The 19834-nt window shown below is 34.0% G+C and carries 12 protein-coding genes; 2 read left to right on the plus strand and 10 right to left on the minus strand.

The features are described from left to right. Positions 1–2 precede the first annotated feature (2 nt). On the minus strand, positions 3–3146 hold the full coding sequence (locus EV143_RS17590; protein ID WP_133509254.1) for a SusC/RagA family TonB-linked outer membrane protein: 3144 nt from the start codon (positions 3144–3146) through the stop codon (positions 3–5). Positions 3147–3533: 387 nt separating this feature from the next. Here EV143_RS17590 and EV143_RS17595 point away from each other — a divergent pair, with 387 nt between their 5' ends. Both EV143_RS17595 and EV143_RS17600 read left to right on the plus strand, forming a co-directional pair. Beyond that, positions 3534–6335, plus strand: coding sequence for a glycosyl hydrolase (locus EV143_RS17595; RefSeq protein ID WP_133509255.1), 2802 nt, complete (start codon positions 3534–3536; stop codon positions 6333–6335). A gap of 22 nt (positions 6336–6357) precedes the next feature. Next, the gene (locus EV143_RS17600; RefSeq protein WP_133509256.1) at positions 6358–7482 is read left to right on the plus strand and encodes a glycoside hydrolase family 88/105 protein; all 1125 of its coding nucleotides are present in this window, start codon (positions 6358–6360) and stop codon (positions 7480–7482) included. A 52-nt stretch (positions 7483–7534) separates the two neighbouring features. Here the strand turns inward: EV143_RS17600 and EV143_RS17605 are convergent, their stop codons facing one another. From EV143_RS17605 to EV143_RS17645, 9 genes are all read right to left on the minus strand, one after another. After that, entirely contained in the window at positions 7535–7933 is a 399-nt protein-coding gene (locus EV143_RS17605) for a hypothetical protein (protein WP_133509257.1), read from the minus strand. 2 nt (positions 7934–7935) lie between these two features. Continuing rightward, on the minus strand, positions 7936–8319 hold the full coding sequence (locus EV143_RS17610) for a hypothetical protein (protein WP_166638182.1): 384 nt from the start codon (positions 8317–8319) through the stop codon (positions 7936–7938). A gap of 1484 nt (positions 8320–9803) precedes the next feature. Next, the gene (locus EV143_RS17615; RefSeq protein ID WP_133509259.1) at positions 9804–10547 is read right to left on the minus strand and encodes a rhamnogalacturonan acetylesterase; all 744 of its coding nucleotides are present in this window, start codon (positions 10545–10547) and stop codon (positions 9804–9806) included. A gap of 207 nt (positions 10548–10754) precedes the next feature. Further along, positions 10755–12104 carry a glycoside hydrolase family 28 protein gene (locus tag EV143_RS17620; RefSeq protein WP_133509260.1) on the minus strand — a complete coding sequence of 450 codons (1350 nt, stop codon included), beginning with the start codon at positions 12102–12104 and terminating at the stop codon, positions 10755–10757. Positions 12105–12211: 107 nt separating this feature from the next. Continuing rightward, complete coding sequence (pelA, locus tag EV143_RS17625) at positions 12212–14221, minus strand: pectate lyase (RefSeq protein ID WP_133509261.1); 2010 nt, start codon at positions 14219–14221, stop codon at positions 12212–12214. Between the two features lie 229 nt (positions 14222–14450). After that, positions 14451–16049 (minus strand): glycoside hydrolase family 43 protein, encoded by a 1599-nt coding sequence (locus EV143_RS17630; RefSeq protein ID WP_133509262.1) that lies wholly within the window; start codon positions 16047–16049, stop codon positions 14451–14453. A 244-nt stretch (positions 16050–16293) separates the two neighbouring features. Continuing rightward, positions 16294–17514, minus strand: coding sequence for a glycoside hydrolase family 88/105 protein (locus EV143_RS17635; RefSeq protein ID WP_133509263.1), 1221 nt, complete (start codon positions 17512–17514; stop codon positions 16294–16296). 39 nt (positions 17515–17553) lie between these two features. Then, complete coding sequence (locus EV143_RS17640; protein WP_133509264.1) at positions 17554–18765, minus strand: glycoside hydrolase family 88/105 protein; 1212 nt, start codon at positions 18763–18765, stop codon at positions 17554–17556. Positions 18766–18866: 101 nt separating this feature from the next. Continuing rightward, a complete protein-coding gene (locus EV143_RS17645; RefSeq protein ID WP_133509265.1) occupies positions 18867–19832 on the minus strand; it encodes a DUF4861 family protein in 966 nt (321 codons plus the stop codon). Positions 19833–19834: the final 2 nt, after the last annotated feature.

A 19834-nucleotide genomic window follows, 5' to 3' on the forward strand; every position in this document is an offset into this window, starting at 1 on the left:
TTTTAATTAAAATTAATGTTAAGACCTATTACTAGTGATTTCGCAAGAGGTGCTCCTCCATAATCTACCGGTACAGAAAAATCACTGCTGGAACTTGCTGAAGTATTTACAGCTTCCGGATTGAAACCAACTCTGTATTTGTTCCAGTTAAACCAGTTTTCTGCTGTTACATATAATCTCGCATTGTCAATTCTTGTGACACCTTTTAAGGCTTCTCTTAAATTGTATCCAAGTGAAATACTTCTGATACTAATATAATCTGATTTATACATCCAGTCTGAATTGGCCTGGTATCCAAACGAAGTTCTCCAGTTTCCTCTTACGGCAGGATCTACATCTAATGAATTTTCTACTGAACCCATTCCGGTACGGTCAATAGCTCTTCCGGTTAATCCGTATACGCTTCCTCCATTCTGACCTTGTACTAAAACATTTAAGTCGATGTCTTTGTATTTAAATGTATTGGTAATTCCCCAAGTGTATTTTGGTGTTGGATTTCCTAAATCTACACGGTCATCTGAATTGATTTTCTTATCTCCGTTTTGATCCATATATCGTGGGTCTCCTAACACTAGCTTGTTTCCACCAATGGTAGTTCCGCCCGCATCAATGTCAGCCTGAGTTACTACGCCATTTTGTTTTAAACCGAAAATAGTATACATTGGTTTGCCTACTTCTAATTTTACAAAAGGAACTCCACCATCAAAACTATTGCTGATTTCAATTTTAGACTGATCCGGACCTAATGCTAAAACCTTATTTTCGTTGTGGCTTAAATTAGCGGATGTTCTCCATTCGAAATTATTTGTTTTAACATTTAGTGAGTTCAATTCAAATTCCCATCCTTGGTTTTGTACTTCTCCAACATTGGTAAGATAACTTGTAAACCCAGTAGCGCCCACAATTGGAACTCTTAAAAGCAATTCGCTGTTGTTTTTTCTGTAAACTTCAAATGTTCCTGAAAGCCTGTTTTTTATAAATCCAAAATCCAATCCTAAATCAATACTTCGGGATTCTTCCCAGTGAAGTGAAGGGTTTGCTATTGATGATGCGCCCTGACCAATTGCAGCGGCTCCTCCAATAGAATAATTATAACTCGCAAGTGTAGCGTAAGAAGCATAACTTCCAATATTGTTACTTCCGTTAATACCTCCACTGGCTCTTAGTTTTAAGTCACTAAGCCAATCTACTTCCTTCAAAAACTCTTCTTGTTTTACTCTCCATCCTAATGAAACAGAAGGAAATACACCCCATTGTCTGTCAGATCCAAATTTTGATGAACCGTCACGTCTCACACTGGCAGATATTAGGTATTTTTCTTTGTAATTGTATTGTAACCTTGCAAAATAAGAAAGTAAAGTACTTTTTTCTGCGTTTGTTGAACCTAGTGATCCTGTTGGTAATGTTTCAACAGTTGAACTGTTGTAAAGTGCACCTGAAGATAAGGTAGACTTCATTATTTCGTAAGAACTGAATGACTGTCCTAAAAGTAAATTAACATTATGATTTCCAAACGATTTATCCCAGTTTAAAGTATTTTCATTTACTAAATTTTGTCTTCTGTAGGTATTATATGCCCCTCTAATACTAGCCTGAACATCGTTTTGCGTATAACTTTCGTTTGTATTATCTGAGTTATCAAAGTTAATGGTAGTCTTAAAAGTCCAGCCTTTAGTAAATTCATAGTTGGCATAAGAGGAGATTAAAGTTCTGTACATGGAGTTTTTTCCTGTTCTGGCAAGTGCATTCAACATATTTGTTGTACTGCTTCCCCAGGCATATCTTGTGGTATATTTTTCTCCTGCTGCATTAGAAGCGCTTTCAAAAACCGGAGTTGCGGTTAGTGCTTTAAATAAAGTATTGTCTTTTCCCTCAACACCAGGATCATTTTTTATTGAATAAGATGGCGAAATATTGATTCCCATCTTGAAATTATCTGAAAGCTTAACATCAACATTTGCTCTTGCAGAAAACAAAGTGTAATCTGTACCTACAATATATCCGGTATTTTTTTGATAATTGGCAGAAACATAGTAATTCACTACATCAGTAGCGCCAGAAGCTGATAATTGATAGTTGCTGAATTCTCCGGTACGGAAAACTTTATCCTGCCAATCGATATAATCTAATCCCGGATGGCCTGGCATATCCCAACGATCATCATACAAATAACTAAAATATCTACTGTTGGCTGTTGTTAAAGGTGCTGTAGGGTTCACAGCATTATAAGCTGCTATTCTTTGGGCAGTATTCTGACTGGCAGAAGCACCGGCTATACCTGATCCTACCCATTGAGAATCGATCATTGTTTTGGCTCTGCCAATCCATTCTTCTGAAGATAACATATCAACTCTGTTGGCTTCTTTATTCACACCGCCATAGGTGTTGAAAGTGAATTTTGGTTTGCCTAATTTTCCTTTTTTAGTTGTAATTAAAACCACACCATTTGAGGCTCTTGACCCATAAATTGCTGCAGCTGCCGCATCTTTCAAAACCTCGATAGAAGCAACATCATTTGGGTTCATATTATCAAGAGGGCTTCCGTTTGAAAATCCTCCATTTGCATTCGAGCCTTCGGTATAAATCGGGAATCCGTCAATTACATATAGTGGCTCATTCCCGGCAGTAATAGAACCTGCACCGCGAATTTCGATGCTAAAAGGCTGACCCGGTAAACCTGTAGTTTGTTTTACACGAACTCCGGCAACCTGCCCTACTAAACCTTGGTCAATTCTTGAAATTGGTCTTTCTGTAAAATTCTCAGTTTTGATTCCGGATATGGCACCTGTTGTTAATTTTTTCTTTTGAGTTCCGTAGCCAATAACTACGACTTCATTTAAATTTGAACTTTCAGCATCTAAAGAAATATTGTAAATGGATGAACTTCCTACTTTTAGTTCTTTTGTAACAAATCCTATGAAAGAAAAAACTAAAGTTTCGCCTTCAGAGACTTTGACACTGTACTTCCCGTCAAAATCAGTACTGGTTCCACTCTTTGTTCCCTTGATAAATACATTTACTCCGGGAATAGAAAGTTTAGACGGATCAGTAACTGTTCCTGTAACTACTTTTTCTTGCGCATAACCAGCTGTCTGGAGTAATCCAAACAGGGTTATAATCAGCAAAAGATTAATTTTATTTTTCATACAAAGTTTAATTTGGTTAATTAATTAGTTTAATCCAAATTTATTTAGAAGCATATTCGACAGCATCCTGTAGTATCCTGTTAGCATTCAATATCTTATATAATTTTTTATGTTTTTATTAACTAAAAAGCCTTATAACTGGCTGATTTACAATGCGAAAAATACAATTACGATATTAAAAATTTTAACTAATTATTTTTTTTGATACTTTATTTAATTAAATAAAAAGCTACGAATTGATAAAATAATTAGCCAATTTTAAGAATTTATGATTTTAAAGAAATATATTTAAAACAGGATGCAACAGGATAGCCATTTCAATAAGTACTAATACTTTTACTACAACAGATAATTCTAAGCCACAATACCAACTTTGAATATTTTATAATGAGACTAACCCAATTTTATTGCTGCATTATATTTTCGATTGTATGTGTTTTCCCTTCTCTTGCACAGGAAACTTCAAGCGCTCCGTGGCCAAAATCTACCAATATTAATCAGCCGTGGGCGCGTTGGTGGTGGATGGGAAGTGCGGTAGACAAACCCAACTTAAAAAAAAGTCTTTTAGATTTTCATAATGCCGGAATTGGCGGAGTGGAAATTACGCCCATCTACGGCGTTAAGGGAGAAGAGAATAATTTCATCGATTACTTGTCTCCAAAATGGATGGAAATGTTAGATTATACCATTCATGTTTCAGACAGTCTTCATATGCAGGTTGATATGGTTTTAGGAACCGGCTGGCCTTACGGAGGTTCTCATGTAACATTGCCTAATGCAGCTACAAAACTGATCGTCGAAAAATATCAGGTCAAAAAAAATGAAACTATTGATAGAAACATAATTGTCAGCAACAGTAAAGAAAAAATTCCTGCCGAGCTTTTATATGTTGTGGCATACGGAAGTGACAGAAGTTATATAAACCTGACAGATCAAATAAAAAATAAACAAGTAAATTTAAATGATAAAGGCATTGAAGGAAATCCTGTAGCACTACCAAATCAATTACAACCCAATAAACTGAAATGGAAAGCTAAAAAAACTGATTATACTATTTATGCAGTTTTTAGCGGTAAAACCGGACAACAAGTAAAACGGGCAGCTCCGGGTGGAAGTGGTTACACCCTGGATCATTATTCTCAGGAAGCTTTAAATGCTTATGTAGTTCCGTTTAATAATGCCTTTAAAGGTCGTGAAGGCAAAATCAGAGCAATTTTTAATGATAGTTTTGAAGTTTACGGAACCGATTTTACACCCAATTTTTTCGAAGAATTTATAAAATTAAGAGGTTATGATTTGAAAAAAGAATTACCACTTTTGCTCAATGAAACGGATAATGAAACCGGAAACCGCATTAGAAGTGATTACAGACAAACGATTTCTGACTTATTATTAAATAAATTTGACAAATCATGGACCGCCTGGGCACATACTAAAAACTTTAAAACCAAACTTCAGGCACACGGTTCACCCGGAAACCTGATTGATTTGTATGCTTCTGCAGATATTCCTGAATGCGAAACTTTTGGTTCTATGCCTTTTGATATTCCCGGTTTCAGGCGCGAAAAAGAAGATATTCGTGAAGGAGATGCTGATCCGGTTATGTTGAAATTTTCATCATCGGCAGCACATCTTTCAGGAAAAAATCTGGTTTCATCAGAGACTTTTACCTGGCTCAGAGAACATTTTAAAACCGCTTTATCGCAATGCAAACCAGAGGTTGAAGATTTAATGCTCAATGGCGTAAATCATGTTTTTCTGCATGGTTCTACTTATTCGCCAACAAGGGCTGCGTGGCCGGGATGGCAATTTTATGCATCGGTCAATTTTAATTCGAACAACAGCATTTGGGAAGATGCTCCTGCCCTGTTTTCTTATATTTCCAATTGTCAATCGTTGTTGCAACAAGGAAAATCTGACAATGAAATCCTCCTCTACTGGCCTATTTTTGATACTTGGGACAAATACCAAAAAGGAAATTTATTTTTTCAATTTAAAATTCATTCTTTATCAGAATGGCTGTATGAAACTTCATTTTACGACACTACAAAAAGCCTGATGAAAAAAGGTTATGGCGTAGATTTTATTTCGGATAATTTTATTGGCGAAGCAAAAGTAATTGACGGAAAAATCATTTTGCCGGGCGGAACTTTCAAATCGCTGATTATCCCTTCTTGTAAAAAAATGCCCTTGGCTACTTTACAAAAACTGATTGAGCTACAAAAAGCCGGAGCAACAATCATTTTTGAAGGATTGCCGGAATCTGTTCCCGGATTTAATAATTACAAAAAACAAGAAGAAGAATTAAAAAATCTTTTAACTAATAACAGCAATTTGGTAAAACCTATATCAGATATTTTTACAGCTTTAGAAAATGCTCGAATATATCCGGAAAGCCTTGTGAATACAGGATTAAAATATACCCGAAGAACTATCGATGGAGAAAAATTATATTATTTGGTCAATCATACTTCTAAAACAATAGACGAGTTTATTCCGTTGCAAATTGGCAATAAAGAAGTTATACTATTGGATCCTCTAACCCGGGAATTTGGTAATGCAATTGTAAATAAATCAGGTGATAAAACGCTGGTAAAAATTAAAATTGAACCGGGACAATCTTTTTTTTTGAAAACAGAAAACACGGCTTCTCAAAAAAAATGGTATTATTTTGAGCCAACTTCTAAACCCGTTACTTTAAAAGGAAACTGGAAAATTACATTTGATAAAGGCGGACCGAAATTGCCTGAGTCGGCTACTATTTCTAACCTTGAATCCTGGACAAAATTAAGTCCTGACGCTGAAGCTTTTTCAGGATCTGCTACTTACACGCTGCAATTTGAGAATCCGAATACTCAAATAAATAATTGGAGATTAAATTTAGGAGATGTGCGGGAAAGTGCCAAAGTCTGGATAAACGATGAATTTATTGGTACGGCATGGTCAGTTCCTTATCAACTAAATATTAGAAAATTAAAATCAGGAAAAAACACGTTGAAAATTCAGGTTACCAATCTTTCTGCCAACCGAATCAGGGACAAGGAATTAAAAGGAGAAGAATGGAAAATTTTCTATGAAATTAATATGGTCGATAAAGATTATAAAAAATTTGATGCTACAAAATGGAATCCGATGCCTTCAGGATTATTAGGGCCGGTGACTATTACGGCACTGCAACAACAAAACTAATTATTAAATAACCGAACTGAAAATGAGAAAATTACTTTTACTTTTCGCTATATGCTTTTCTTACCTAAACTCAACGAGCGCACAACAGCCCTTTGATAAAAAGCTGGTGCTCAAACAAATGATCCTTGCCAATGATTATTTTATGCAAAAATGGCCCGATACAGGTAAAACGATCATTACAAATAAAGAACGCCAGAGTAACATCTGGACACGCGGTGTATATTATGAAGGTTTAATGGCCTTGCACGAAATTTTTCCAAAAGATGTCTATTATGATTATGCTTATTCGTGGTCAGAATTTCATAAATGGGGATTTAATAGCGGCAACACGACCCGAAATGCCGATAATTATTGTGCAGCCCAAACTTATATTGATTTATACAATTTAGAACCTGATCCTAAAAAGCTAAAAAATACCCGGGCCAATATCAAGATGCTTTTGAGTACGCCTCAACTCGACGATTGGTCATGGATAGATGCAATCCAGATGGGAATGCCCGTTTTTGCAAAACTTGGAGTTCTTGAAAAAGACAATCGTTATTTTGAAAAGATGTACGAGATGTATATGTACTCCAGAAACAAACACGGCGATCATGGTTTGTTTAATCCAAAAGATGGTCTTTGGTGGCGTGACGCTGATTTTGATCCGCCGTACAAAGAACCAAACGGAGAGGATTGCTATTGGAGCCGTGGCAACGGATGGGTTATTGCTGCTTTGGCAAAAGTACTTACCATAATTCCTGAAAATGCGCCGCATAGAGAGCAATATGTAAAAGATTTGAAATCAATGGCCGCAGCATTAGTGCCTATTCTGAGACCTGACGGATTCTGGAATGTCAGCCTGCATGATCCTACTAATTTTGGAGAAAAAGAAACTTCCGGAACTGCTTTATTTATTTATGGAATTACATACGGAATAAACAGTGGAATTTTGAAAAAAGAAACCTATTTGCCTGTTGTTCAAAAAGCTTGGAACGGCATTACAACAGAAAGTTTGCATACAAACGGATTTCTGGGATATTTACAATCGACGGGAAAAGAACCAAAAGACGGCCAACCTTTATCTTATGATAAAATACCGGATTTTGAAGATTATGGCTTAGGTTGCTTTTTACTTGCGGGATCTGAAATATATAAATTAAAATAAAAAGCCGGGCATATAAGTGCCCGGCTTTTTTGAATTAATTGCTGCTTCTATATTACGTCATAAAAAATAAAGCCTTCTGAAAATCATCGAACTGCGCTTTATAAATATTCCTTCTCGAAAATTTAATTTCAGGTATTTTAGCGATATAGTCAGATGTGTTATTAAAATATAATTTTAAATCTGCTGTAATTTCTGTTCTGGATCGCGAAGCATCGATTAATTTTACGTTTTTAATTTCATCCAAAAAAATCAAACTATTAAGCAACTGTTTATTAAAGAAACAAATCATTACATTGGTTCCTTTATTCTTTAACTTTAAAAATTCTATCAATTCAGATTTGTCATATATAACAAAAACAGAACGATCAAAATCACCAGATTCAATATCATTTTTTAGAAGAAATGAATTTTCATAAAATTCAAAATCTCCTTTAAACTTTCTCCTAAACATCTTTAGAAACAGCCCTTTGTTATCACTGTGCCTGGTGCTCCAGTACCACCAGTTATACCATCTTTTCCGTCAGAAGAAGTACCTAATCTGTTCCATTTGTGATCTAACCAAAAGTAGTAACCCGGTGTAATATCACCAATTGCTTCAGTAGCAAATACTAATAAACTGTTTGCCTCAGCACCTGTAATTGGTGCATAAATAACTGTGCTAGTTAATCTAACCCTAGGTATTAATAAACCTTTGGTACTACCGCCATACTTATCACTTTCTGTGGTTGTGATCTCCAATTGGGCAGATGAATTGGGATTCTTAGTTCCTATACCTACCTGCGAATAAGCGGAATAAGCACCTAAAACAAAAAATAAAGGAAGTAATCTATTCTTCATAATATTATTTATTTAATTATTGAATTTTTAAGAATAAATAAATTTTGTTTTAGCACTGAATATCAAATAGAAATCAATATTTTACTACTATGTTTTTATTATTTAATTACCCTTAATTTGAAAGTGCAAAGTTCCCCATGTAATCTTCTTTTTTTAACCTATAAAAGTTTTTAAACTGATAAATTAGGACAATCTTAAAAAGATTTTTTTTTTAAGACATTGCAAATAAATCATTTACATTAAGTAAAATAATAGTATCACTAAAGTTTGAATACCTAAATCAGAAGTACATTTTATCCTGATTCAACACTTAATAAAAAATTTAGATCCTTATTTTAACAACAGTTAAAAATTATCATAAATTGATTTTTTAAGCAGTTTTCATCTATAAATAACTCTTATTTAAAAAAACATTTGTGTTACTAACCTGAATTTTTGTAGTGAATAATCAAACCCAAAAAAAATTATGAGATTCCTGAATTTTAAGTGCCAATATTGCTGTGTCATGATTTAAGCACATCTTATGTTCAAACCTGAAGTAATATGAAAATCGATGATTGTACTTATTGTATCGCACTATTAGCTGCTCCGCTTTAACTTAGTCTGAAAGCTGTATGGGATAAGAATAATGTGCTGTTAGGATTTTTTTGTAAACATATTTGATCATTAATTATTGATCCAAATCCCTGATAATACTTTGTTACGGAGGTTTCAATTGAGCAAGTTGTGGGTGTTGGTACTGCGTCAAATATGCTCTATTGTATTCTGTAAAGTCCAGATATAATTGAAAGTAGACAAATAGCCGCATAACTCTGGTTAACTGAAAGAGTATTATGCATATATTGTCTCTATTGGAATTCCTGTTGGCTGAAACATGGAAAAAAATATACAGATAGTAAAATAATAGTAATGATATTTTCATACTCAAAATTTACATTTAGTAAAATCTTTCTGGTATTTATTTTTTCAAGAAAAACTATTAAAATTTATAAAGTAGATTTTAATTTGAAAAAACGTTACAATCAGAATAGATAGAATTTTTTATTCGCTAATTACAAGTGTAATTGCACATATTACAATCTGATAGATTATAATAATGCATTTCGTAAGTCTAAAAGACTTATTAAATCCAATAGCAACAAAGATTTTGTGCTATAAACCAGCTATAATTGTAATGTATGATGAACAATTACAGTTTGAAAGTAATGAAGAGAATCAAAGTAAAATAAAATCTAAAAAAACAGGCAAGTACACTATAGCTTTGAAACTAATAATTACTTTAAATTAAATTATTTAATTAAAGGCGGATAAGTGCGTGTATTAAAAAAACTGATTTGAAAAAGAAGTTTAACGTGCTGAGATAAAACCTGCAAGGGAATAAAAAACATCCTGCAAGTTTAAAAGTTTTACCAAATTTATTGAATATCAATAAATTAACAAAATGTTTTGTAAGTTTTTTTGTAAAAAAAAGAAGTGGCGAAAAATTATTTTATTCCGTTTTGAAGTTTTGTTAGGGATGGAGTTTTCAATACTTTAATCTGGTCAACAACTATTTGAGCAATTTTTGTTGCACCTAATAAGGAAAGGTGGGTATCATCTGCTTTGTCTTTATCGTAATAGCCGTTCTCACCTGCTTTGAAGTGTAAGTGTAATTTTTTGGATTTTTCAGGACCATAAGACTGCTCCAATTGCTCTGTAAGATATTCTAAATCAATAAACGGAACTTTATATTCCTGAGCAACCAAACGGGTTTCTAAAGGATAGTCTCCATGCGTGGGAATTAAAACACCCTTGTCATTAAAGTTTCGTCTTGCAATAGAAGTAAGTAAAATGGGAGTTGCCCCTTTTTCTCTGGCTTCTTTTACAAATCGGATTAAATTATATCTGTACGTTGTATGTGGATTTGTATAACGTGTTGAATCTTCTATTTTTTCGTCATTATGACCGAACTCTATAAAAACATAATCGCCCTTTTTTAGTTTATTATAGATGGAATCCCAACGTTTTTCATTTATAAAACTTTTAGTGCTTCGGCCGTTTACAGCTTTGTTTATTACGACAATATCATCCTTAAAAAAGGGTTGTAATACCTGCGCCCAACCATGCTCGGGATTGCGATCAGAATCTTTTTTATTTGCCATTGTAGAATCACCAATGGTGTACAACGTTGTTTTTTGAGCGAAACATGTTGTAGAGATTAGTAATATAAGGAGGATGTATAGTTTCATTTTAGATTTTAGATTTTAGATTTTAGATTTATTCTTTGTCGAGTTTCTTGTGCCCTTCGACTTCGCTCAGGAAGACAAGATTTCAGATGTGATTTATACCTCTTGAACTTTTCTACTCCATCATTTACAAAATAGACGCATGCACTGCTCCTCTACAGAAACCTTTGAACCTTTGTACCTTCATTTCTTTGGACCTCAAAAAAAAACCTATTTTGCTGCTGACGGCACTGTTGCTCTCTGTCCTATATAAACATCGGTCATCAAAACGTTTTCGGCATTTTCGTTTGATAATGCATTTTTGGCCGATTTGATTTCTATGTTATTTAAAGATATGTTTCGGATTTTTTTCTCAGGGAATCCCTGAATTACGATTCCGGATTCTGTCGCTTTATTACAAGTGATATTAGAGAAGGAAATATTCGATATATCCGATTGAAAACCACTTCCTTCACCATGATAATTGGCTGTAATGTAAAGACAATCTTCCACTTCATCTAACTGAATATTTCGCACAAAAATGTTTTTGATAAAACCACCTCTGTCTGCATTGGTTTTTATATAAATTCCTCTTTTTAAATAGCCGACTGTTTTGCAATTTTCTACATAAACATTTTGAACTCCGGCTGACATTTCACTTCCAATAACAACACCGTGAAGTCCTTTAAAATTGCAATTTCTAATTATAATATTTTCGCTTGGTGTTGCTGCATTTGCTCTTCCTTCGTGATCTCTTCCTGCTTTTATGGCAACGTTATCATCGCCGTTATCGAATGTCACGTTTTCTATTAAAACATCCTTAGCATATTCGGGATCAATTCCGTCATTATTGTAATTCAGTGATTTATAACTTATGCCACGAATGGCAATACTTTCTGATTTTAAAAGATGTAAACACCAGAATGGCGAATTTTCTATTCGGATATTTTCTACCAGAATATTTTTGCAATTAAAAAACTGAATCATTTGCGGACGCAGAAAATAACCATCGCCAAATTTCCTGTCTTTTAAAGCAACATTATTATGGTTCATGTCACGGCTTAAATTTTTACCAGTATTTTCTTTTGCCTTAAAACTTTTCCAGGTCTTTCCTCCTTCTCCATCAATTGTTCCTTCGCCTGTTATGGCAATATTCTTGCAATCGTAAGCATAAATTAGCGGACTGTAATTGTAAAGCATGGTTCCTTCCCAGCTTGTTAAAACCATTGGTAAATAATCTTCTGGTTTATCGCTAAATTTAATTTTTGCTCCTTTTTCGATTTTAAGATTTACATTACTCACAAAATGAATTGGGCCGTTAACTTTATAAATTCCTTTTGGGACTATAATTGTTCCGCCATTGTTCTTTTTACATAAAGCCATTGCCTTGTCAAAAAAGGTTTTATTGTTTATAATGGAATCTCCTTTTGCACCCAATTTCACAACATTGATCTGATACGACGGAAAAACCGGTACCTGAATTCTGTTAATTATTGAATCTACTTTGGCACTTGGAAATACATTATGCTGTGCAAAAGACGCACAGGAAATGAATAAAAAAAGGAGATATTTTAAGTTCATAATTATTATTTTTTAAGGTTCTAAGTTGCTGAGATTCTTTGTTGCTAAGGATTCTAACTTTAAACCTAGAGTATTAGTCCCGAAGCTTCGGGATAGTAATTCAGAAGCTATAAAATGTACCAATTTGGTATAGCATCTTTTAGAATATTTTCTATAGTATATTTTTTGGCTTCAGATTTTTTAAGCTGGTGCGACCATGAAACTCTTTTTGTGGGTTGAAATCCTTCTCCTGTATTATTATACTCAGCGTAAAAAGCATGTTTTTCGGCATCGGGCTTCGACCAATTTTCCCAGCCTTCGGGTTTTATGTGTTTTGGCATATCACAATTTATAAAAACCGTTTTAGCATAAATTCTCCAGGGTCTTCCTAAATATACTGCCGTAGCTTCATTAGTGGCAGTTAGTCTGCAATTTTTAAAAACAAACCCAAAAGGAATTCCCTGAGGTGTTGAAGCTGCCGTTATGTAAGAGTTTTTAATGCTTTTAATTTCGCAATTTTCAAATAAGGCTGTGGCACTACCAAAAATAAAATCGGTTGTACCTTCTATATAACAGTCTTTAAAATATTGTTTTGCTTGTTTTCCGGACAAATACAAAGTATCCTGATTTCCTAAAATAATGCAATTCGAAATTTTAGCACGATTTGCTACTACTGATAAGGCAATTCCCTGACCATTATCACCCGAAGTATTTTTAATAGTTAAATTTGATGCCGAAAAATCGTCTCCTTCAACTAATAATGTATACGTATAAAAAGTGCTGTTTCGTCCTAAATTAATTTTCTTGAAATTATCATCAAAAGCAATAATGGTATTTTCTTTACTTTCACCTATTAAAATTAGGTTCGTATTACATTCCGGAACGCGTACTTTTTCATTATAAGTACCATTTTTTATATTTATTACAACTTTCTCATACGGAAAAGCGGGACTTGCATTTATTGCATCCTGAATTTTAGTAAAATCTCCGGAGCCATCTTGTGCGACTGTTATGTAATTATCTTTTTTTTTTGATGGCGTTTCTACCGATGAAACTTTTACTCCATTTTTGATTGCCCACGCCGAATATTTCTTTAAAACTTCTTTTGGAGCATCAGTATACCAGGAATAACCATTTCGTCTTTCAGAACCAATTTCATCAAGTGATTTTTTCCTGATTCCGTCGCGGTCACAAAAGAAAGGCTCGTTGGTTTCAAGATCCATAAATCTTGCCCAAATTGGTGCTGCATTTACGGTTGGAATCATTTTCTTATCGATAATTTTTCCGGCATCGTTTAGCACTCTTTTTTCTTCAAGATTGGTGATTTTTGTTTTTTCAAACCATGCCTGAGCACTTTTTACTGCGGTAATAATTTCTGGAGAAGGTTTTTCAATTGACATTAAAAGCAACACAATTTTAGCCGATTCATAACCGCTTAATGATGCTAATTCAAAAGCCCTCGCATTTGCCGGAGCTAACGTAAATTCATCATGCTGTGCGCACCAGGCAGTTAAAATACCCTTTTGTTTGTATTGTGTTTTTAAGATGCAGTCGATTCCTTTATCGAAAGACTTCTTCGTTTTTTCGACAATTTCCGAAGATGGTTTAATGCTATAAAAATCAGTTTGTTTGCTAATTTCTTCCATCACATTTAAAATATGAATCATTGAATCATCATTGTATGTAATGTGCGTGTAATAGCCTTTTTTTAGCGGATAAAACTGAGGCCAGCCGCCATTGTCATATTGCGCTTCAAGCAAATAATTCAAGCCTTTTAAAAACGATTCTTTATACCGTTCATCTTTGATTTGAGCATACATTTTAGACATAAAAAGCATTTCCTGAGTAGTTGCTCCGTTGTCTGTTGTAGTTTCTTTAGTTGTTTTTTTAACAGCCAGCAATTCTGTTTTTTGTGCGGCAGTTAGTTCTTCCTGCATTTGGATATTTTTTGGCCAACCGCCAATATCTCTTTGATACAGCAATACATTTTCTGCTATTTTTTTTGCTTCCTCTGTAGCAAACCACGCAGGATCATTTTTGCGAATAATATCCGGCCATTTTTTATATGAATTTTGAGCATTTATCGTAACGCTTAATCCTAATATAAAAAGTAAGGCTATTTTTTTTAATTGAATCATTTTAATCTGTTTTAACTTTTAGTATAAAAGCGCTTATTATTTAAATTCTTAAAAATGGAACAAAAATCCACCTTTTCTTTAAACAAAATTATTTTAAGCCTTTTTCAGCTTATTTTTTATTGCTCGGAATATTCAGATATTATTTTTTTGATTTTGTTGAATATACATCGTTTAAATAAGTCGTTTTTTTTCAAAATCAAAAAAATATTTGTCATTTAAACCTCTTTTTCTATTTCGTAATTCTAAACCAATCTACAGCAACATTTCCGGAATCGTTGGTAATTTTTTCACTCAAAGCAAAAAGTCCAATTTTTGCACCAATCCATTTTCCTTCTTTAGCGGTAAAATCATTACCAATTGGTTCATATTTTTTATCATCTAAACTATAGAAGAAATTGCAAACGCCGCCTTTCTTAATTTTTACTCTTAAATAGATTGTATTATTTTTTATCAAAACCGGAGATGTTTCTGTCTCAACAATTTTTTTATCAAAGGTTCCTGTTTTTTGATTCAAATATAATTTTCCGTTATCATTCTTTAAACACAAATAACTGTAATCTAATCCCATTATTAAAAGTCCTGTCGATTCTCCGTTTAATCTTGTATTAAAAGTTAATTTGGTTGTTGTTGTAAATTCTTCAGCAGGGAATTTTTGCAATAATAGATTCGGTGCTTCAAAAATTTTATTGTTCTCTTTAATTGTTGGCAGACAAAACAAATTTAAATATCCTAAACTCGTAGGAAATCCCCAATTGATTTGAGCATTTGCCTGCCATTGCCATTGCAATCCTAACTTAGGCAAATTAAACTCATCTGATTCTGCAGGAGTTTCTATTGGATATTTCTTGCCTACATTGGGTTTCTTAAAAGTTGTTACAGGTTCTCCAATTCCATTTTTGTCAAAATCCTGTCCCATAACCGGCCAGTCATTTTCCCATTTCATGGGCTGAAGATGGACAATTCTTCCGTATGCTCCTTTATCCTGAAAATGGATAAACCAATCTTCACCCGTTTGCGTTTGCACCCAAGCTCCCTGATGTGGACCATTTATATTGGTTTTTCCTTGCTCTAAAACTTTCTTTTTCTCGTAAGGCCCAAAAACATTTTTTGATCGTAAAACGGTTTGCCATCCTGTAGAAACTCCTCCCGCAGGAGCAAAAATGTAATAGTAATTGTTTCGTTTGTAAAACTTTGGCCCTTCAATAGTTCCTTCGCTTTCATGTCCGTCAATCACCATTACTTCATCGTTATTCGCCACCGTTCCTTCTGTATTCATCGTACAAACGACGATCAAACTTTTAATTTTCGCGCGGCTGCCAGCGAAGGCATGAACCAAATATACTTTTCCATCATCATCCCATAACGGACTCGGATCTATTAATCCTGAGCAAGCTTTTACCAAAATAGGTTCAGACCAAGGACCTTCGGCTTTTTTGGCTTTAATCATGTAAATTCCGAAATCAGGATCAGGGTAGTAAATATAAAACTCATTATTATGAAAAGTGATGCTTGGCGCCCAGACTCCATTTCCGTGTTGTACTTTATCAAAAGTTTCGACAGGAATTTGTTTGGTAAGTGCATAACCGATAATCGTCCAGTTTACTAAATCTTTAGAATGCAAAATGGGCAATCCCGGAATGCAATTAAAAGACGACGCCGTCATATAAAAATCATCACCAACTCTTACAGCATCCGGATCTGAGTAATCTGCATGAATAATTGGATTTGTATACGTTCCGTCTCCATTATCAGGTACCCAGACTTGTGCAACATTTTTTTGCATGGTAAGTATTGATAATAAAAGGAAAATGATATTTATGTTTTTCATTTTTATTTTTTAATTAGACTTGACAGGTTTTATCCCGAGGCTTCGGGACTGTCAGGTCATTTGTGTCATTTCGACGAAGGAGACCCGAGCGATAGCGAACAGGCGAAGCAAATCACATAACGGAATTCCGGTTCGTTGCTCTCTGGATGTGATTTGCTTCGCCTGTTCGCTATCGCTCGGGTCTCCTCCGTCGAAATGACACACTTTGTCTTAACTTAACTCTTAATTCTTAAATCTTAAAAAATTATCTATTCAACTCCAACGCAGCTAAAATAAAAGGTCCGGTTGCTTTAGGATCGTTGTCTTTCTTTTTTTCGTTTACGTAATATTCGTACGTTCCGTCTCTGTATGGAGTTCCTCCTAAACCTGCAACCTGACAGGCTTGAGTTAAGGTAATTCCACCGTCAGCATCGACTTTTATAAGTTGTTTGGTTAAACCATCAAATGCTTTGTTGGCTAATTTTTTATACTTTGCAGGTAAATAGCCTTTGTTTGCGCCTTTTGCAAAAGCATAAGCAAACATTGATGATCCTGACGCTTCAAGATAATTTCCTTTTTCTCCGCCTTTATCTGTTACCTGATACCATAAACCTGATTTATCCTGATATTTCGCTAAAGCGGCCGAAACATTATTTAAATATTTGACCAATTCTTTTTGTTTTGGATGGTCTTTTGGCATGTAATCTAAAACATCGACCAAAGCCATTGCATACCAGCCTAAAGCTCTTGACCAGAAGTTTGGTGAATTCCCGGTTTCTTTATTCGCCCATGGCATTGCTTTACTTTCATCCCAACCATGATATAATAATCCTGTTTTTGGATCTGTTGCATGCAATTGAATTAATTCGAATTGTTTAGCGATATCATCAAAACTTTTTCCATTTTCGAATGTAGCTGTGTATTGTGCATAAAACGGTTCTCCCATATACAAACCATCTAACCACATTTGATTTGGATAAATTTGTTTGTGCCAAAATCCACCGCTTTGTGTACGAGGCTGTTCTGAAAGCTGCTTGCGTACTAATTGCATTGCTTTTAAATATTTATCTTGTTTTGATTCAGCATAAATATTAAAAAGTAAACGTCCGGGAACAACCAAGTCTATATTGTATTTATCAAATTCGTAGGTTTTAATTGTGCCGTCTTCTTGTACCAACTCATCTACATAACCTCTGATATAGGCTTTATATCTTGGGTCCGGATTTTTCTTGTATAATTCTTCGATGGAATGCAAAACCAAAGCATGAACATAATCCCATTTTGGCTTTTTAGAATCGTCGATCATATAAGCTTCAGGATGGCGTATCATCAATGTTAAAGCCATTTTATCCGACCATTTTAAATCTTTAGAAATTACTATATCCTTTTTTTCCGGTTCTTGCGATGTTACTTTACAACTTGTAAAAATCATAAAACACATTAATACAGCCGATACGAAATAACCTTGCTTTCTATTATTTTTCATTTTAAAATATATTTAAATTCTACTTTTTCTTTCGAAATTTTATTTTCCCAGTTCTACAGCACTTAATATAAATGCGGCTAAGGCAGGCGAACTGTTGTTTTTTGCTTTGCTTTTTATATAATATTCATTTGATCCGTCGCGAAAAGGTTTTCCTCCCAAACCTACATTTGATGAAACATTTGAAATTGTAATTTCATTATTGGCATCTGTTTTTACAAATTCTTTTACAAAGGCATCAAAAGATTTTTGTGCTGTCTTTTTATAACTTGCTGGTAAATATCCTTTATCTGCGCCTTTTGCCAGACTGTAAATAATCATGGCCGAAGATGAAGATTCTAAAAAATTATCTTTCAATTCCGGTTTATCAGTAACCTGATACCATAATCCTGATGTACTTTTATGTTTAACAACATTCTTTGAAATCTCGTTCAAAAAGCCAACTAATTCTTTTTGCTTTGGATGACTTTTAGGAAAATAATCTAAGGTTTCTACCAAAGCCATCATGTACCATCCAATCCCGCGTCCCCAAATGGTTGGCGATGTTCCGGTTTCAGGATCTGCCCAGCCATTTTTTTTGCTTTCATCCCAGGCCTGATAAACTAAACCTGTTTTTTTATCAACCAAATGGTTTTGAACCAATTCGAATTGTTTTGCAATATCATCTAACGCTTTTCCATTTTCATAGGATACCGTGTATTGGGTGTAAAAAGGCTCTGCCATATACAAGCCGTCAATCCACATTTGATTAGGATAGATTTCCTTGTGCCAAAAGCCGCCGCTTGCCGTTCTTGGCTGACTTTCAAGTTGATTTCTCAATTGTTTTATTACTGTTTGATAGCGATTGTCTTTCGTACTATTATATAAATTGAACAAAAGTTTTCCCGGATTTACATAATCAATATTATATTCCTTAACATCATATTTTTTAATATTTCCTAAACTGTCAATCATTTCATCAGCATATTCTTTGATGTAATTGAGATACTTTTTATCTTTTGTTTTTTGATATAATTTTTCAAAAGAAAACAAAACAAGACTCATTTTATAATCCCATTTTGGTTTTTCGGTTCCGTCGATCTGCCACGCTTTCGGATATTTATTCAATATTGTAACGGCCGCTTTTTCTGACCATTTTGAAGTAGCAGAAAGCGGATTTTCTTTAGACTGCGCTGTTAGTTTACCACTAAAAATTAATAGCAGAATAATTGCGTATTTGATAAAATTTGTCTTTGTACAAATTGTTTTAGACATACATTTTCTTTGTTATATTTTCACGCAGATTCAGCAGATGTAGCAGATTTTAATTTTTATCTTTCTAATCCTTTAAGCTGTAGCTATTATATTTTACAAAATTATAGTTTCCCTTTTTTGTTCAGGATCTCTAATTTTTCGTCTAAATATTTTACAAATTCTTCTTGCGATTTGATTCCATCAATTTGTTGTTCCCAGGCGCCTAAAAAGTAAAATGATGTTGCTTTTGTTGTTGGTTTAAAAACCAGTAAATAATCTAAATCTGTATCAGCAACATTCTCGATTGTTTTCACTTCATAAAAAATAGCCAATCCTAATTTATCCGGCACTAACGATTGTGTTCCGTAAGTTGCTATATAAGCCCATTTTTTATTTTTACTCTCTTTTTTAAGTAATTCTGTATTTTTTTGTTTTACAATTCCGGTACAAATTCCTTTAATTTCTTTTGAAGCCTTAATCGTATGTTGCGTATACAATTGATCTGGTTTGATGGTTAGTTCTGAAGTAAAATCAATTTTATCAGAAGCTGTTTTCCAGCCATAATAACGCACTTTTACTGTAGATTCATTTGTTTTATTAGCAACATTTGCAATGGTCGAATCTACTTCACGAAAGTGTAATTTTTCATTGTTTAAATAACGATCAATCGATCCAATTCCGATTGCTTTTCCGGCTTTCAGAATATCTGCTCCCCAATCGCTCATTTCGTGATAAGAATCAAAATTATCCTGACCTACTTTTGGCAAGATCATTTCAGATGTTTTCTTTCCAAAAATATCAATTGCATTTCTCCAGTCTAAATACAAACGGTATCCAATTTTATTACTTTCCCAACCCGGTCCTTCGTAACGAATATCAAAAGAATGATCTGTATGTTCCGGAGCAAGTTTTAGTTGATCTACATTTTTAAAAACAGTTCCTCCAATATATTTTCTGCCTTCCCATTTTCCATCAGTTTTCGACGAGATTTCTGCATAGGTTTTCGCTGTTTTTATATCGTATTTCTGAGCCTGAACTGCCGTAAAACCAACTAAGAATAAGGTTGCTAATGTGATTTTTGTTTTCATTG

This window comes from Flavobacterium chryseum (genome assembly GCF_004362015.1).
Taxonomy (GTDB): domain Bacteria; phylum Bacteroidota; class Bacteroidia; order Flavobacteriales; family Flavobacteriaceae; genus Flavobacterium.

Coding starts and splice junctions, on each gene's coding strand:
- EV143_RS17640 (WP_133509264.1), bottom strand. CDS start 18,765: ATGTCTAAAACAATTTGTACAAAGACAAATTTTATCAAATACGCAATT.
- EV143_RS17590 (WP_133509254.1), bottom strand. CDS start 3,146: ATGAAAAATAAAATTAATCTTTTGCTGATTATAACCCTGTTTGGATTA.
- EV143_RS17620 (WP_133509260.1), bottom strand. CDS start 12,104: ATGAACTTAAAATATCTCCTTTTTTTATTCATTTCCTGTGCGTCTTTT.
- EV143_RS17645 (WP_133509265.1), bottom strand. CDS start 19,832: ATGAAAACAAAAATCACATTAGCAACCTTATTCTTAGTTGGTTTTACG.
- EV143_RS17600 (WP_133509256.1), top strand. CDS start 6,358: ATGAGAAAATTACTTTTACTTTTCGCTATATGCTTTTCTTACCTAAAC.
- EV143_RS17615 (WP_133509259.1), bottom strand. CDS start 10,547: ATGAAACTATACATCCTCCTTATATTACTAATCTCTACAACATGTTTC.
- EV143_RS17605 (WP_133509257.1), bottom strand. CDS start 7,933: ATGTTTAGGAGAAAGTTTAAAGGAGATTTTGAATTTTATGAAAATTCA.
- EV143_RS17630 (WP_133509262.1), bottom strand. CDS start 16,049: ATGAAAAACATAAATATCATTTTCCTTTTATTATCAATACTTACCATG.
- EV143_RS17635 (WP_133509263.1), bottom strand. CDS start 17,514: ATGAAAAATAATAGAAAGCAAGGTTATTTCGTATCGGCTGTATTAATG.
- EV143_RS17610 (WP_166638182.1), bottom strand. CDS start 8,319: ATGAAGAATAGATTACTTCCTTTATTTTTTGTTTTAGGTGCTTATTCC.
- EV143_RS17595 (WP_133509255.1), top strand. CDS start 3,534: ATGAGACTAACCCAATTTTATTGCTGCATTATATTTTCGATTGTATGT.
- pelA (WP_133509261.1), bottom strand. CDS start 14,221: ATGATTCAATTAAAAAAAATAGCCTTACTTTTTATATTAGGATTAAGC.